The 15,895-nt window shown below is 70.0% G+C and carries 13 protein-coding genes, 1 tRNA gene and 1 other RNA gene; 5 read left to right on the forward strand and 10 right to left on the reverse strand.

The features are described 5' to 3' along the window. Positions 1-4,407: NAD-glutamate dehydrogenase (locus tag ACOJSF_RS09020; protein ID WP_420141881.1), on the forward strand; the 4,407-nt coding region annotated here is incomplete at its 5' end. A 44-nt stretch (positions 4,408-4,451) separates the two neighbouring features. Here the strand turns inward: ACOJSF_RS09020 and ACOJSF_RS09025 are convergent. The 3 genes from ACOJSF_RS09025 to ACOJSF_RS09035 are packed head-to-tail and all read right to left on the reverse strand — an operon-like array spanning position 4,452 to position 8,142. Next, a complete protein-coding gene (locus tag ACOJSF_RS09025; RefSeq protein ID WP_420141882.1) occupies positions 4,452-6,164 on the reverse strand; it encodes a heparinase II/III family protein in 1,713 nt (570 codons plus the stop codon). Continuing rightward, entirely contained in the window at positions 6,164-6,829 is a 666-nt protein-coding gene (rpe, locus tag ACOJSF_RS09030) for a ribulose-phosphate 3-epimerase (RefSeq protein ID WP_420141883.1), read from the reverse strand. Before rpe ends, ACOJSF_RS09025 begins: the two co-directional genes overlap by 1 nt. Before the next feature lie 44 nt (positions 6,830-6,873). Next, positions 6,874-8,142, reverse strand: a complete 1,269-nt coding sequence (locus ACOJSF_RS09035) for an RsmB/NOP family class I SAM-dependent RNA methyltransferase (RefSeq protein WP_420141884.1) — start codon at positions 8,140-8,142, stop codon at positions 6,874-6,876. A 55-nt stretch (positions 8,143-8,197) separates the two neighbouring features. Here ACOJSF_RS09035 and ACOJSF_RS09040 point away from each other — a divergent pair, with 55 nt between their 5' ends. From ACOJSF_RS09040 to ACOJSF_RS09050, 3 genes are read left to right on the forward strand one after another with little or no spacing between them, the layout of a single operon-like run. Next, complete coding sequence (locus tag ACOJSF_RS09040) at positions 8,198-8,365, forward strand: DUF1674 domain-containing protein (protein ID WP_420141885.1); 168 nt, start codon at positions 8,198-8,200, stop codon at positions 8,363-8,365. Between the two features lie 46 nt (positions 8,366-8,411). Further along, entirely contained in the window at positions 8,412-10,256 is a 1,845-nt protein-coding gene (locus ACOJSF_RS09045) for an AsmA family protein (RefSeq protein ID WP_420141886.1), read from the forward strand. 46 nt (positions 10,257-10,302) lie between these two features. Further along, positions 10,303-10,707, forward strand: a complete 405-nt coding sequence (locus ACOJSF_RS09050) for a SufE family protein (protein ID WP_420141887.1) — start codon at positions 10,303-10,305, stop codon at positions 10,705-10,707. 22 nt (positions 10,708-10,729) lie between these two features. Here ACOJSF_RS09050 and ACOJSF_RS09055 read toward each other — a convergent pair whose 3' ends face one another. The 7 genes from ACOJSF_RS09055 to dapB all read right to left on the reverse strand — a co-directional run bounded on the left by ACOJSF_RS09055 (position 10,730) and on the right by dapB (position 14,892). Continuing rightward, positions 10,730-11,056 (reverse strand): hypothetical protein, encoded by a 327-nt coding sequence (locus ACOJSF_RS09055; protein WP_420141888.1) that lies wholly within the window; start codon positions 11,054-11,056, stop codon positions 10,730-10,732. Then, entirely contained in the window at positions 11,053-11,580 is a 528-nt protein-coding gene (locus tag ACOJSF_RS09060) for a J domain-containing protein (RefSeq protein ID WP_420141889.1), read from the reverse strand. The genes ACOJSF_RS09055 and ACOJSF_RS09060 overlap by 4 nt, the downstream gene beginning before the upstream one ends. Before the next feature lie 77 nt (positions 11,581-11,657). Then, an RNA gene (gene rnpB, locus ACOJSF_RS09065) (RNase P RNA component class A) lies at positions 11,658-12,045 on the reverse strand. A gap of 37 nt (positions 12,046-12,082) precedes the next feature. Beyond that, positions 12,083-12,796: an N-acetylmuramoyl-L-alanine amidase gene (locus tag ACOJSF_RS09070; protein ID WP_420141890.1), complete on the reverse strand. Its 714-nt coding sequence runs from the start codon at positions 12,794-12,796 to the stop codon at positions 12,083-12,085. 575 nt (positions 12,797-13,371) lie between these two features. Then, a tRNA-Arg gene (locus ACOJSF_RS09075) sits at positions 13,372-13,448 on the reverse strand. 68 nt (positions 13,449-13,516) lie between these two features. Then, complete coding sequence (gene nth / locus ACOJSF_RS09080) at positions 13,517-14,158, reverse strand: endonuclease III (RefSeq protein WP_420141891.1); 642 nt, start codon at positions 14,156-14,158, stop codon at positions 13,517-13,519. Next, complete coding sequence (dapB, locus tag ACOJSF_RS09085; RefSeq protein ID WP_420141892.1) at positions 14,155-14,892, reverse strand: 4-hydroxy-tetrahydrodipicolinate reductase; 738 nt, start codon at positions 14,890-14,892, stop codon at positions 14,155-14,157. Before dapB ends, nth begins: the two co-directional genes overlap by 4 nt. Positions 14,893-14,956: 64 nt before the next feature. Here dapB and ACOJSF_RS09090 point away from each other — a divergent pair, with 64 nt between their 5' ends. Next, positions 14,957-15,661, forward strand: a complete 705-nt coding sequence (locus tag ACOJSF_RS09090) for an NAD-dependent deacylase (protein WP_420141893.1) — start codon at positions 14,957-14,959, stop codon at positions 15,659-15,661. Positions 15,662-15,895 lie beyond the last annotated feature (234 nt).

Below are 15,895 nucleotides of genomic sequence, written 5' to 3' on the forward strand. Positions count from 1 at the left end.
AACGACGATATGCCGTTCCTTGTCGATTCGGTCGCGGCCACCCTCGCGGCGCACGGCGTCGACATCCATCGCCTGCTTCACCCTGTTATGCCCGTCCGCCGCGACGCCGACGGATTGCTGCGCAGCATTCCACAACATGACGCAAGCGGCGAGCGGCGCGAGTCCATGATCTATATGGAGATCGCGCGAGTCGAAGCGCGCCTGCGCCGTGGCCTCGAAAGCGAAATCGTCTCGGTGCTGGACGAGGTACGGGCGGCGGTCGAGGATTGGCCGCAGCTTCAGCTCGCCTTGCGCGACGCCGCGCGCGGGCTGCCCGATGGCGAGGGTGCGGCGCTGCTGCGCTGGTTCCTCGAGCGCCATTTCACGTTGCTCGGTCATCAGATCGAGCGGCGCGACGGGTCGATCGAAAACGGACTGGGCATCGCTCGCGTCGAAGCCGCCAACCTGTGGTCGGACAGGACACGCAACGCCGCTTTCGGCTGGTTCGAGGCGGGCGGCGAAGCGCCGCTGGTGCTCAAGAGCAGCCACGAGGCGCGCGTCCACCGCAGGGCCCCGCTCGACCTGCTCGTCGTCCCGGTGCGAGACAACGGGGCCTTGTCCGGCCTGTCGCTCCATGCTGGGCTGTGGACCAGCGCCGCACTCGGGTCGCCCTCCGACAAGGTGCCGGTGCTGCGCGCGCGGCTGTCCGCGATCGAGGAGAAGCATGGCTTCGATCCCGCCGGCCATGCGGGCAAGGCGCTGCGTCACGCTTTGTCGAACCTGCCGCATGACCTTCTCACCGGCTTCACCGCGCCGGTGCTGGAGCATGTCGCGCTGACGGCGATGAGCCTGGCTGACCGGCCCCGGCCCAAGCTGGTGCTGGCCCCCGGGCCGCTCCAACGGCACCTGTTCGCGTTCGTGTGGCTGCCGCGCGAGGCGCTCTCGACCCGGCAACGGCTCGCGATCGGGACCATGCTCGAGGAGGCGGCGCAGGCGCCGGTTTCGAGCTGGGCGCTCGATCTCGGCGACGGGGATCTGGCGTTGATCCGCTACACGCTCGACTTGCATGAAGGTGCCCCCCTGCCCGACGCCGGCGCACTGGACCGGGCGCTTGAGGCGATGCTGCGCGGCTGGGGCCCGGGCATCGAGCTTGCGCTGGGGCAGACCGTATCGGCCAATCGCGCCGCGCGCCTTACACTCGACTGGGCCGGCCGCTTTCCGGCCGATTATCGCGCGCGCGCCGGGATCGATCAGGGCGCAGCGGACATCTTGCGTCTGGCCGATCTCGACGCCCCCACGCGGCGCTCGGTGCGCTTCTATCGCGATCCGGTGGAAAACCTGGAGCAGCTTCGCCTTAAGGTCTATCGCACCGGCGGGCCGATCGCCCTGTCCGAAGCGGTGCCGGTGCTCGAGAATTTCGGCTTCCGCGTGCTGGAGGAATTGCCCACCACGCTGGCCGACGACAGCGGCACGATTCACGATTTCCTGGTCGAGGTCGAAAGCGCCGATGCGGCCGACGCGCTGCTCGCCCGTGCCGCCGTTGCGGAAGGCGCGATCGCCGAGGTGCTGGCGGGCGCTGCCGAGAATGACGGCTTCAACGCGCTGATCGGAGGCGTCGGCCTGCCACCGCGCGCGGTCGTCCTGATCCGGGCCTGGTTCCGTTACCTGCGCCAAACCGGCCTTCCCTTCGGGCTTGCCACCGTCGCCGGCGCGCTTCACCGCGCGCCCGATGTCGCGCGGGCGCTGGTCGGCCTGTTCGATGCGCGCCACGAGCCTGATGGGCAGGAGGATGCGGCCGAAGCGGAGGCCACGCTCGACGCGGCGCTGGCGCAGGTCGTCTCGATCGAGGACGATCGCATCCTGCGTGGGCTTGGCGGCTTCGTTCGCGCGATCCTCCGCACCAATGCCTTCGCTCCGGCGGCGGCCGAGGCGCTGGCTTTCAAGCTCGATTCGGCACGCGTGCCCGGCCTGCCCAAGCCGCTGCCGTGGCGCGAAATCTGGGTCTATTCGCCCCGTGTGGAGGGCATCCACCTGCGCGGCGGTCCGATCGCGCGCGGCGGGCTGCGCTGGTCCGACCGGCGCGACGACTTCCGTACGGAGATCCTGGGCCTGATGAAGGCGCAGGTGGTGAAGAATGCCGTGATCGTACCCACGGGCGCCAAGGGCGGCTTCTACCCGAAGCAGCTGCCGGCCCCCACCGATCGCGACGCATGGCTGGCGGAGGGCACCGAGAGCTATCGCGTCTTCATCCGGACCCTCCTGTCGATCACCGACAATCTGGTCGAGGGCCGCGTCGTCCATCCGGAACGGGTGCGCGTGCTGGATGGGGACGATCCCTATTTCGTGGTTGCGGCCGACAAAGGGACGGCCACCTTCTCCGACGTTGCCAATGCGATCGCGATCGAGCGCGGCTTCTGGCTGGGCGATGCCTTCGCGAGCGGCGGCAGCCAGGGCTACGACCACACGGCGATGGGGATCACGGCGCGCGGCGCGTGGGTCTCGGTCCAACGCCACTTTCGCGAACAGGGCATCGACGTGCAGACCGATCCGGTGCGCGTCGTCGGCTGCGGCGACATGTCGGGTGACGTGTTCGGCAACGGCATGCTGCTGTCGAAGTCGCTCCGGCTGGTGGCGGCGTTCGATCACCGCCACATCTTCCTCGACCCCGATCCCGATCCGGCGGCGAGCTGGGCGGAGCGGGCACGGCTGTTCGCGCTGCCGCGCTCGTCCTGGGCCGACTATGACGCCGCACTCATTTCCGAAGGCGGCGGCATCTTCCCGCGCACGCAGAAGAGCATTCCCCTCTCCCCGGAGATTCAGGCCGTTCTGGGGATCGAGGAAGTCGCGCTCGATCCGTCGGCGCTGATCGCCGCCATTCTCAAGGCGCCGGTCGACCTGCTGTGGTTCGGCGGCATCGGCACCTATGTGAAGGCCAGCGGGCAGGCGCATGGCGAAGTCGGCGACCCGGCCAACGACGCGCAGCGCGTCAACGGTGCGCAGGTCCGGGCCAAGGTGATCGGCGAAGGCGCCAACCTGGGCGTGACCCAGGCGGGGCGGATCGAGTTCGCCGAGACGGGCGGCCGGATCAACACCGACTTCATCGACAATTCGGCCGGCGTCGATTGCTCGGACAATGAGGTCAACATCAAGATCGCGCTGAACCGGGAGATGGCCGAGGGGCGGCTAGGTTTCGAGGAGCGCAATTCCCTGCTGGTCGACATGACCGACGACGTCGCGCACTTGGTGCTGGAGGATAACCGCCTCCAGACACTCGGTCTCAGCCTGGCCGAGCGGGGCGGCGCGTCGGCGCTGCCCGCGCAGCTGCGCGTGGTGGAAACGCTGGAAACGGCAGGGCGGATCGACCGCGCGGTCGACGGGCTCGGCAGCAACGCCACGCTGCTTCGCCGCGTGCAGGACGGGCATGGCCTGACGCGTCCCGAACTGGCGGTGATCCTGAGCCACGGCAAGCTGATGCTGCAGGCCGCGATCGAAAGCGGCGACTTGGCCGACGATCCGCTGTTCGACGGTCTCCTGAGCCATGCTTTTCCAAGCGCGATGCGGACGCGCTTCGCCAAGGCGATCACCGAGCACCGGCTGCATGGCGCGATCGTCGCGACCAAGATGGCGAACCGCGTCGTCAACCGGCTCGGCCTCGTCGCACCGTTCGAACTGGCCGAGGAGGAGGGGCTCGCGCTCGACAAGGTCGCTGCGGCCTATTTCGTCGTCGATGCGCTGCTCGACCTCGAACGGCTGTTCGATGCGATCGAGCAGGCGAACATGCCGGAAGCGTCGCGCCTGACCCTGCTCGCCGCGGCGGGCGAAGCAGCGCGAATCCACGTCGCCGATCTGTTGCGGGCGTCGGCGGGCGGGATCGCACCGGCCGCGTTGGCGCAACGGCTACGACCGGGTATCGAGCGGTTGCAGGCAAATCTGGACGAACTGTTGCGGCAGGAAGCGCGGCTTCAGGCGGAGACGCTGCGTGGGCAACTTGCCGTGGACGGGGCCGATCCCGCGATCGTCGAGACCATCGTTCGCCTGCACGAGCTGGACGGGGCGTTCGGCACGGCAAGCCTCGCGGCGGGCATCGCAGCGGACGAGATCACCGTCACGCAAGCCTATGTGCGGCTTGGGGAGGCGCTCGGGCTGGATTGGGCGCGTGCGGCCGCGCAACATTTTGTCCCCGACGATCCGTGGGAAAGGCTGCTGGCGGCCGGACTGGTGCGCGAGTTCGAACAGCTCCGTCTGGAATTCATCGCGCGCGCGGGCGGCGACGATCCGATCGGCGCGGTTGACCGGTGGGTAGCGGGGCATGAGGCGCAGGTCGCGCAGTTCCGCGCGCTGATCGAACGCATCCGCCAGACCGGCGCCCCGACCGCCGCCATGCTGGCGCAGATCGCGGCGCAGAGCCGCGCCTTGCTCGGGCGCTAAGCAGCGGCGGTTCGGACACGCCAGCCGATATAGCCGGGTCGGTGCTAGCCGACCCGGCGTAACGACCAGGGCACCACGGCTCCGTCCGCCCCGGTCGTGACGGTCACGACGAGCTGCTGCCCGGATCGGGCACGGCCCGCGCGATCGACCCACAGGCTGTCCTCGACCGACAGCGTGCCCGCCCGCGCGCGGAATTGCCACGAGGGCGCATCGGCGGGACGGAGCAGCACGCCCTGCCCGTCTGCGGTCAGCGCCGTCTCGATCCCCGGCATCAGGTGGAATCGCAGCGCCGCCGTCAGTCCGGCCGTGCGCCGGCGCCCGATCGGCACCAGTCGATCCTCGCCATCCAGCGACCGGCCGTCGGTCGCCAGCGTCAGCCGCCGCGCGTGCGACAGGCAGTGGCGCTTGGCATAGCCGTCATGGCTCGCCTCGATCCGGCTCGCATCGGCGGTTTCCGACCGCGACAGCCCGACCTCCTCCACACCCCGCCCCATCGTCCCGTCGGGATGAAGCACGGTCGAGTTGGTTTCCTCCAGCGTCAGCGTCGAATGCGCCGCCGTGCTGCGCAGTGCCTCCGCCAGCTCGCGCGGCAGCGCCGCGCCGCCCCCGCAATTGACGATCAGCCGCTGCGCCCCATCGGACATTTCGAACGCCAGGGTGGAGGCACAGCCCCCGCGCGCCAGCGCCGCCTTCGGAGGCGGGGCCGCGTCCATCACCAGCCATGTGTCGCCGCAGTGCAGGCGTTGATAGCCCCAGTCGCGCGTATCGATGCGCGGAGCCGCGCGAACCCCGGCGGCGGCGATCGCCGCCTCGATCCGGCGCGCCGGCACCGGCCCGCCGCCCTGCCAGCTCGACAGGCCGCCATCGCCCAAGGTCACGCTGGCGAGGACCGGCACTGCGCCTGCCAATGCGCGCGCGACCGCGCCAGCCGGCGGCCGGGCGCGGACCTCATAGACCGCGCGAAGCTGTGCAAGGAGCTCGACCAGCACCAGTTGCTCGACCGGCGAGCGCGAGACCAGTCCCCCATCGGCATGCATCGCGACGGCGAGCGCGCGGGCCATCCCCGCCTCGCCATGGGCGACGCGCAGGTCACCGCCCGGAAAAAGCAGCCCGGCGGCGATCACGCCCGCCCATGCCATCACCTGTGGCATGCCCTGCGGCGCAGCGGTCGCCGCACGATCGAGATGGCGCGCGCCGCGCGCCAGAGCCTGAAGCACTTCCTTGCGGTAGACGTCGTTGCGCGTGTCGAGCAGGAAGGGCGCATAGGCCGTCCAGAACAGGATGCGCCGACCCCACAGGTCGGGCCGCCAGGCCGGCTGGCTAACCTCCAGCGCATGAGCGGTGAGCCAGCCCTGCATCAGCGCTTCGGCAACAGGTGTGCCCTGCCGCCGCTCGGCCGAGGCGGCAGCCAGATCGCGCAACCACGCGAAGCTCTGGAAGTAATCGGTCATCGAAGGCGACAGCCCCCGATCGATCGCGTCGAATGGCACGCTTTCGCCGGCATGGCTCAGCCGTCGTTCGAACAGCGCCTGCCCGGCGCGGGCATTGCCCGGTATCGGATCCGCCGGCACGTCGAGCAACTGGAGCGGATAGCGTCCGCGCAGCCGGAGCGTGTGGATCGGCGTGCGCCACGTCAGCCGGCGCAGCCCCTGCGTCAGCCGGTCGGCCAGCGACGCCCCTGCCCTTGCCCCCGCCCGTACGGTGCTCCGGCTCTCGCGATCGGTCCGGTCGTCCCCATTCCCGGGCCCGTCGGCCATCAGCGCGCCTCGCGCAGGCGCGCGACGTTGGCGGCATAAGCGGAGGGACCGCCCTGAAAGGTGGCGGTGCCGGCGACCAGCACGTTGGCGCCGGCATCGACCGCGCGCGCGATGTTGCCCGCCCCGATGCCGCCGTCGACCTCCAGGTCGATCGCGCGACCGCTCTTTTCGATCATCGTGCGGATCCGCTCGATCTTCAGCATCTGGCTGTCGATGAAACTCTGGCCGCCGAAGCCGGGATTGACGCTCATGACCTGGATCGTGTCGACCAGGTCGATCAGGTAATCGAGCGCCTCGGTCGGCGTGCCGGGATTGAGCGAGACGCCCGCGCGCTTGCCGAGGCCCTTGATGCGCTGGAGCGTGCGGTGGATGTGCGGGCCCGCCTCGTAATGCGCGGTCATCTGGTCCGCCCCCGCCTCCGCGAAGGCATCGAGATAGGGGTCGACCGGCGCGATCATCAAATGGATGTCGAGCAGCTTCGCCGTGTGCGGGCGGATCGCCTTCACCATCTGCGGGCCGAGCGTGATGTTGGGCACGAAATGGCCGTCCATCACGTCGATGTGGATCCAGTCGACACCGGCCTCGTCGACCGCACGCACCTCCTCGCCCAGCTTGGCGAAATCGGCGGACAGGATCGATGCGGCTATCAGGATGGGGCGCGCCATGCCCTGCTCTAGCCGATGCGATTTCGCCGGGGCAACCGCCGCCTTCATCGCCGGCGGAAGCGCGCGACGAAGAAGCCGTCCGCCCCGCTTTGGTCCGCCAGCGTGCCCGGCAGGACGCGCACGCGCCCTGCCCCGTCCGGCGCGATGCCCGCCGGCAATTCGTCCGCCGCAACCGGTTCGAGCGCAAAATCGCGGTGGCTCGCGGCAAAGGCGTCCGCGACGCCCTCTCCCTCCTCGGGTTCAAGCGAGCAGACGGCGTAGATCAGCAGGCCACCCGGCTTCACCCAATTGGCGGCGCGCGCCAGCATCGCCCCCTGCCGCTCCGCCATGCTCGCGATCGCGCGCGGGCGGGCGCGGTGCAGCACGTCGGGATGACGACGGAAGATGCCCGTCGCCGAACAGGGCGCGTCGAGCAGCACCGCGTCGACCGGCGCGTCCGCGCTGAACGTCAGCGCGTCCGCTGCGCGCAACTCCGCCCTCAGTCCGGTCCGCGCGAGATTTTCCCGCACGCGCGCCAGCCGCGCTTCCGAAAGATCGATACCCGCGACCGACCAGCCGCGAGCAGCAAGCTGCATCGTCTTTCCGCCCGGCGCACAGCAAAGGTCGAGCGCCCGGCGCCCGCCGCCCGCCCCCATCAGCCGCGCAGGCAACGATGCGGACAGATCCTGCACCCACCACGCCCCCTCGGCATAACCCGGCAGGTCGGGCACGCGCGCGCCGCCCGGCAGGCGGACGTGGCCGGGGGCGAGGCTCGTCCCGCCCAGCCTTTCGGCCCAATCAGCCGTCTCGCCGGCCGTTCGAAGCGTCAGATCGATGGGCGGCGGTGCGGCGATCGCGTGAGCGGCCGCCTGGACCACGTTCTCGCCCCAGGCCGCGCGCCACCTTTCGGCTACGCCATCCGGCAGCGTCGGCACGTCGGGAAGGGTCGCCCCGCCCCGGGTTACCGCGCCGAACACGCCGTGGACCAGCCGGCGCGGCCCGCCATCGACCAGCGGCAGCACGGTCGCGATCGCGGCATGCGGCGGCGTGCCGAGCCGGAGCGCCTGCGCGAGCGCGATGCGGAGCGCCATCCGCGCCTTGGCGTCGCGCGGCAATAGTTTGGTGGTGGCGCCATCGATCAACGCATCCAGATCGGCCAGCCGGCGCAGCACCTCGGCAGCGATGGCGTGCGCCAAGGCCCGGTCCTCGCTCCGCTCCAGTCCGCGCGCCGCCGCGTCGAGCGCGCCCTCGAGCGGGAGACCCCGCCGCAGCACCGCGTCCAGCAGCTTCAACGTCGCCGCGCGCGTCGCCACGCCCGGGGCCGCACTCTCCATCCTTGTCTCTTGTCCCATCCCCGCCCACATGGGCCGGGAACGGAGAAGCCGCAACATGACCGAAGCATCGCGCCGTCCCGCGCACGTCGTGCCGCCCGCGCATCTGTCACCCAACCCGCCCGTGCCCGAACCCCGCGAGCCGGAGGAGAAGCCCGACCCCGCCGGCCTTTCCCCGGTCCGCTACGGCGATTGGGAGAAGAAGGGCATCGCCATCGATTTCTGATGCGCCGCCGGAACGACTTGGGCAATCACGAGTCTATCCGGCAACGATGCCGATCCGGCCCCTCCTTGCGCGCCACCGCGCCCTGATCATCGGGACTGGCGCGGCGATCCTTCTGCTTCTGCTCGCCGCGCTGCTCGTGCTCAGCTTCGGCTGGACGTGGTTGCGCCGGCCGCTCGAACTGCAGCTCAGCCGCACGTTCGGCCGCCCGGTCACCGTCGCGATGCTTCGTCGGACCGATCACGGATTCCTGCATCCGGTGATCGAGGCGCGCGGGATCCGCATCGCACAGCCCGACTGGGTCGGCGGCGGCGACATGGCTCGGATCGACCGCGCGACCGTGCGCCTGCCGCTCATTCCCCTGCTGGCTGGGCAAGTGAAGCCCGAATCGATCGAGCTCGACGGGCTGCGCGTAAACCTCGTCCGCCGCGACGCGACGCTCGCCAACTGGAAGGGGCTTCCCGGCGGCGGCGGGGGAAGTGGCGGGTCAGCGCCCGATGTCCGCATACGGGATGGCATCCTGACGTTGAACGATGCGAAGCGCGATCATCGCTTCACCGCCCGTGTCGAAGCCGACGCGCGCGGCCTCCACCTCGCCGGGCGTGGCAGCCTGTCAGGGACGCCCTCGACCATCGCGCTGCGAGGCGCGCCGATCGGTGGTGCCGGGCCATGGCCGTTCCGTTTCGATTACCGCTCCGCCATCGCCAGCGGCACCTTGATTGGACAGGCGGACAAGCCGCTCGATGTCGGGCACTTTTCAGCGCGGGCGACGGCGTGGGGCGACGATCTCGCGCACCTCGACCTGCTGATCGAGGCGGGGCTGCCCGGCACGCAGCCGGTGCGCCTCACCGCCAACCTCCGTCATGACCGCCCCGACTGGCGGATCGACGACCTCAAGCTGAAGGTCGGCCGATCGGATTTCGCCGGGTCGGTCACCGTGCGCAAGCGCGACGGGCGCAGCCTGGTCGAGGGTGCCGTGCTGTCGCGCGGCCTCGATTTCAACGACCTCGCATCGAATGCCGGTCTGGCGCGCGCCGCTGCCAAGCGTCGCGCCACGGGCCCGCGCGTCGTCCCCGACACGCGCATCGATCTCGCCGGCCTGCGCAAGACTGACGGCAACCTGCGCTTCGACGTCCGCCGCCTGCTTGGCGAGCAGCCGAGCGCGCTGCGCGGATTGAAGGGGACGCTGACGCTCGACCACGGGGTCCTGACGGCAGAACCGCTGACCGCGGCGCTGACGCGCGGCGCGGTGCGCGGCCGCGCCCGCGTCGAGCACGCCAGCGGCACGCCGCGTCTGTCTTTCGACCTGCGCATGACGGGCGCACGTCTGGAAGACCTCGTTCCCACGCCGGACCGCGCTACCGGCTCCGCTGCGGGGCGGGCGGTGTTGGCGGGCAATGGGGAGACGATCCGGTCCGCCCTCGCCGATGCAAGCGGCCACGTCGCCCTGGTCGTCCGCGATGGCGACATGAGCCGGCGCAATGCCCTGTTCCTTGGCGCCGATGCGGGTCGTGCCCTGTTCGAAGGCAAAGACGCACGCGCACCGCTTCATTGCGTCATTGCGGGCTTTTCCGTGCGGAACGGCATCGCGCGGACGGACCCGCTGGTCATCGATACCGCCGTATCGCGGCTCGACGGCGGCGGCACGGTCTCGCTGATCGACGAACGGCTGGCGCTGTCGGTTCGCGGGCGCCCCAAGCTCGCCCGCGCGGTTGCTATCAAGGAGCCGATCGAGATTCGCGGCTCCATTTCGGAACCGGAATTGTTCCCGCCCGACGTGCCCAAGACGATCGGAACCGCGCTCAGGCTGATCGGCGACGCGATCAAGGGCGGCAACAGCGATCCCGCCCCCGCGGCGCCTTGCGCGGCACTGGCCCGGCGCGCGCTGCGCTGACCGCGACGCCCTTCCCCCGCCCCCACCCCTCTGCTAGCCGCCCGGCATGGCCACCCTCGACGAGGTGCGCGAGGAGTATGAATTCCTCGACGCCGACGACCGCTACCGCCTGCTGATCGATCTCGGCCGCGCGTTGGAACCGATGCCCGACGCGCTCAAGACCGATGCCACGCTCGTGCGCGGCTGCTCCGCGTCCGTCTGGGTCTATCCCATGCGACGCGACGACGGCCGGCTCCACTTCCTCGCGGACAGTAATGCGGCGATTACCAAGGGAATTATCGCGCTCGTCCTGATGACGGTGCAGGATGGCACGCCGGCTGCAATCGGTGCCGCCGACATCGAAGCCGCGCTCGCGCCGTTCGATCTCACGCGCCAGCTCAGTTCGAACCGGACGCAGGGCATCCCCAACATGATCGCGCTGATCCGCGAGACCGCCGCGCGCTACGCCTGAAGAGGCAGCGGCCGAACCGGCGCTAGGCTGCCTCGTCCGCGCGCGCCCGGCCCAGCGCCAGCCGCGCCTCGACCTCGTTAACCGGCGTACCGGCGGCGACGATCATCCACTCGCCCGGCCGCGCGCCGTTCACCACCGTCACCGCGCCGCGCGGGCAGACGCCCAGGCAACGGGTGGTGACCACGCCCGCCTGCGCCTTGCGCCCCCAACCGCCGCCGAGCCGTTTGCGCAGCAGCTTGGACAGCCGTTTCCCGCCTGCCTTGCCGAAGCCCTCATTGCCCAGCTTCTTCTCGCACTTCGCACAGACCAGCACCGACGATCGCCAGCGCGACGGAAGTTCGCGGATCATGCCGCGCGCCGTTCCTCGGCCTGACGCAATACGTCCCATGCCGTCTGTACCGCACGAAAGCGGTCGGCGGCATCGGCGTCGCCCGGTTTCACGTCGGGATGGTTGGCCTTGGCGAGCCGCCGCCACGCCGCCTTCACCTCGTCGAAGCTTGCATCGCTTTCCAGTTCGAGCACAGCCAGCGCGCGCATCTCGTCACGCGACCGCGTGCCGTCACCCGGGCCGCCCCAGCCATATTGCGAGGCGGAGGCATAGCCCGACGCATCGCGCCGCTCGCCCGCCTCGCGTGCGGCAGCCTCCTCGGCCGACAATCCCTGAAAATAATCCCAGCCGCGATTATACTCGCCCGCATGCTCCTGACAGAAATACCAGCGCTCGGGGCTGTTGGGGGATTTGGGCGCGGGACAGTCCCCGGGCCGGTCGCAGCCATGACGATCGCACATCCGTACCTGCGTTGCCCCGCGCTCGCTGCCGTAACCACGCCAGCGGGGGAAACCCCAGTCGTTGGATCGAGTGAACCGCGCCATGGGCGCTACATAAGCGGAGAGGCGCAAAAGAGAATGCCCACGTGCGGCGCGCGGCGCGAAAGCCGCGTCATGGGGAAAATGCCAGAGGGTCTGTAAGCCGGGTTCTGTCCACCCCGGACATGATCCGGGGCTGGGCGACCATTCCTCTAGGACGGCGCTCGCGCGCCGCCTCAAGCAACCAACCCGGACGACGGGGCCGAGCCAGCCCATATGCCGTCCCTACTCGGTCTTGCTCCCGGTGGGGTTTGCCGTGCCGCCGCCGTTGCCGGCGGCGCGGTGCGCTCTTGCCGCACCCTTTCGCCCTTACCCAGCCGAAGCGGGGCGGTCTGCTTTCTGTTGCACTGTCCCTGAACAGGCCGTTCCCAGCCTGCCCGCCGGGCGTTACCCGGCACCGTTACTCTGCGGAGCCCGGACTTTCCTCCCGCGTGGGATCACTCCCGCGCCGGCGGCCGCCCGACCCTCTGGCCGCGCCGCCGTAGCGATTTCGCCGCGAAAGGGAAGCTCAGCCGGCACGCAGCCGCGCCTCCGCGCCCTTGTCCCCCCCGGTCAGCAGCGACAGCAGGATCGCGCGGCATTCGCCATCGATCACCCCGTCGACCGCGGCCGGGCGAAAGCGGCGCTGAAAGGCGCGTACTGCTGCCGGCCCGTCGATCACCTCATAGCCGAAGCGTTCGAGCGCGAGCAGAAAGCCGCCGTCGGTCCACATCGGGTCGGTCAGATATTTGCGCGGGCGCGGCAACGCGAGCCGGACGCGCGCCAACATCTCCCAGTCGAACAATTCGCCGGGATCGGTCTTGCGCGTGGGCGCCACGTCGGAATGGCCGACGATGTTGCCGCGCGTCACGCCATGCCGTTCGACGATGCCTTGCATCAATGGCAGCAACGCATCCATCTGCGGCGCGGCAAAGGGGCGGTAACCGAATTCGTGGCCCGGATTGACCAGTTCGATCCCGATCGAGGCGGAATTGACGTCGTCGATCCCGCGCCAATGCGCCTTGCCGGCATGCCACGCACGCTTGTCCTCCGGCACCAGCCGCAGCACCTGCCCATCCTCGGCGATCAGATAATGGCTCGAAACCTTGGCGGCGGGATCGGTCAACCGCGCGATCGCCGACGCCGCGTCGACCATCCCGGTATAATGCAGCACGATGATGCTGATGGGCAGCGTCCGCTCATCGAAATTGGGGGAGGGGCAATCGACGATCTCGGCGCTCATGGCCCCGCATAGCCATGCTTCCCGCCGCGGCGCCAGCCCTGCCGTCACCGACCAAACGCGATCCGGACGCCCTCGCCCGCGACCAATCCAAAAGAAGGACTGTTTGGGGCCGAGCTCAATCCAACGTGCGACTTTCGCGGAGCAGGAATGGCCGCGCGAGGCACAAAGTCTCGTCGCGTGCCTCGACCGATACGACGATACTCGACCATCCTTATCCCAGGAGCTTCGCCAGAAGCGACGCTCTTTTCGAGCTGGGCGACGATATCGAGCTTCGATGCCTTCAATCTCGTGCCGCAGCTTTTGGCGCAGCTGTTGCAGGTGATCGTGGCGGCCAGCGCGGCAGCACCGGGCGATACGAGGCCGGAAGGCGCCGGTTCGTGCACTCCCCGGCCAAGGACAAGGATTGCCACATGGTCGAAGGCGCCGGACACTACGACCCGTATTACAAGCCGGAATATGTGGACCCGGCAATCGATAGGCTCGTGGCGTTTTACACCCGGCACGTTCGATGCCTGCACCATGGCCTGTGCCGGCTCGCGCATGGATCAATCGCAGCGGCGCCAAGCGGAGATAACTGGCGCACCCGAAGGGATTCGAACCCCTGGCCTCTGCCTTCGGAGGGCAGCGCTCTATCCAGCTGAGCTACGGGTGCAGTCCGGCCGCCCTACATTGCTTGGCCGCTGGCCGTCAATGCGACGCCAGACGGCCCCGCTCCCGCTGTTATGCCGGGGCCGGCGTCTTCGCGGGATAGGCGCAAAGGTCCGTTTCGACACAGCGCCAGCATTCGGGACGGCGCGCCTTGCAGGTGTAGCGCCCGTGCAGGATCAGCCAGTGATGCGCGTGACGGCGGAAGGTTGCGGGCGTGACCGCCTCCAGCGCGCGCTCCACCGCCAGCACGTCCTTACCCGGGGCGAGGCCGGTGCGGTTGCCGACGCGGAAGATGTGCGTGTCGACCGCGATCGTCTCCTCGCCGAAGGCGACATTCAGAACCACGTTGGCGGTCTTGCGCCCGACCCCGGGCAGCGCCTCCAGCGCGGCGCGATCGCGCGGCACCTCGCCGCCATGTTCGGCGATCAGACGTTCCGACAGGGCGATGACGTTCTTCGCCTTCGTGTTGAACAGGCCGATCGTCCTGATGTGCTGCTTCAGCCCCTCTTCGCCCAGCGTCACCATCGCCTGCGGGGTGCGGACTTCCTCGAACAGCAGGCGCGTCGCCTTGTTGACGCCGACGTCGGTCGCCTGCGCGGACAGCACGACCGCGACGAGCAGCGTGTAGGGGTTCACATAAGCCAGCTCGGTCTCGGGCGACGGATCGAGTTCGGCCAGCCGGCGGTAGAATTCGAAGACCTGCGCGGGCTTCATCCGAAGCCCAGCACGTCCGCCATCGTGTAGCGCCCCGCCGGCCGGCCCGCGAGCCAAAGCGCGGCACGGATCGCGCCGCGTGCGAAGATCTCGCGACTTTCCGCCCGATGGCCGAATTCGATCCGCTCGCCCTCGGCCGCGAACACGACCTGGTGATCGCCTGCTACGGATCCGCCACGCAGCGAGGCGTAATAGATCCCACCCTCTTCGCGCCGCCCGTCATGTGCGTAATGATCGAGCGCCCCTTCGGCCGCCCCCCGCCCCGCCGTCGCCGCCGCGCCGAGCAGCAACGCCGTGCCCGAGGGGGCGTCGACTTTGTGGCGGTGATGCATCTCGACGATGTCGATGTCCCAATCCGGACCCAGCCGCCGCGCCGCCTGTTCGACCAGCGCGGCCAGCAGGTTGACGCCGAGCGAGGTGTTGGCGGTCTGCAGCACGGCGATCGTCCCGGCGGCCGCGTCGATCGCGGCATGATGATCGGGTCCGAGCCCGGTCGTGCCGATAACCAGCGGCGTCCCCGCCCCCTGCGCTGCCGCCAGCGTGCCCGCCAGCGCAGCGGGCGAGGAGAAGTCGATCAGTACGTCCGCCAGCCGTGCGAGCGACGCGGCGTCGCCCTCACTGGCGGCACCCCGGTCGATCCCGCCCGCGACATCCGCCCCAAGCCCTGCCGCCTGCGCCGCGATCGCACGGCCCATGCGCCCGTTGGCTCCGATAATCCCGATGCTCACGCCCATGCCGGCGCGTTTGGCACAGCCCCGGTGGCTTGGCGAGAGGCGCGCGGGCGAATACGGACGGACGATGCCATCCGCGTGCCCCAACATCGTCGTGCTGACCGGTGCCGGCATTTCCGCCGAAAGCGGCCTCGCCACCTTCCGTGGGCCCGACGGATTGTGGGAAGGCCATCGGGTCGAAGACGTCTGCACGCCCGAAGCGCTGGCCCGCGACCGGGCGCTGGTGCTGCGCTTCTACGACGCGCGGCGGCGTGCGCTGCGTACGGTCGAGCCGAACGCCGCGCATCGGGCGCTCGCCCGGCTGGATGCGGAGTGGCCCGGAGAGTTGCTGGTCGTGACGCAGAATGTCGACGACCTGCACGAGCGCGCCGGCGCGCGGCGGCTGGCCCATATCCATGGCGAGCTGCTGTCGGCGCTGTGCGAGCGCTGCGGAGAACGATCCCCCTTCGCGGGCGACATGCTGCCGGGGCAGCGCTGCCCCGCCTGCGGCCGGGAGGGCACGCTTCGCCCCGACATCGTCTTCTTCGGCGAGATGCCGTACCGGATGGAGGAGATCGAGGAGGCGGTCGCGGCGGCCGACCTGTTCGTGTCGATCGGAACGTCGGGCGCGGTCTATCCGGCGGCGGGTTTCGTCCGGCTGGCGCGCGCGGCGGGTGCCGAGACGCTGGAGCTAAATCTCGACCGATCGGATGGCGTCAGCCTGTTCGATGCGGCGCGTCAGGGGCCGGCGTCGGTTCTTGTGCCGGAATGGGTGGAGACGCTGCTCCGCTAACGGCATCGTCGGCAGCGACACCGCCGATCAGGTCGATATCGTGCTCGATCGGTTCGATCTCCTGCGGGATCGCCCGCCAGCGCCCCTTCGGCGGCCGTTGCATCGGCACGCCACAGCGCCGGCAGCGGCTGACCCAGCCCGACGGGAGGCGGCGGGCATGGCCGCGCGAACGGTGGTGCCGCCCGAGCTGACAGAGCAGGCGACCCAGCCACCCGCCGGAATGCAAGCCACTCT

This window comes from Sphingomonas sp. (assembly GCF_048594985.1).
Classification (GTDB): domain Bacteria; phylum Pseudomonadota; class Alphaproteobacteria; order Sphingomonadales; family Sphingomonadaceae; genus Sphingomonas_I.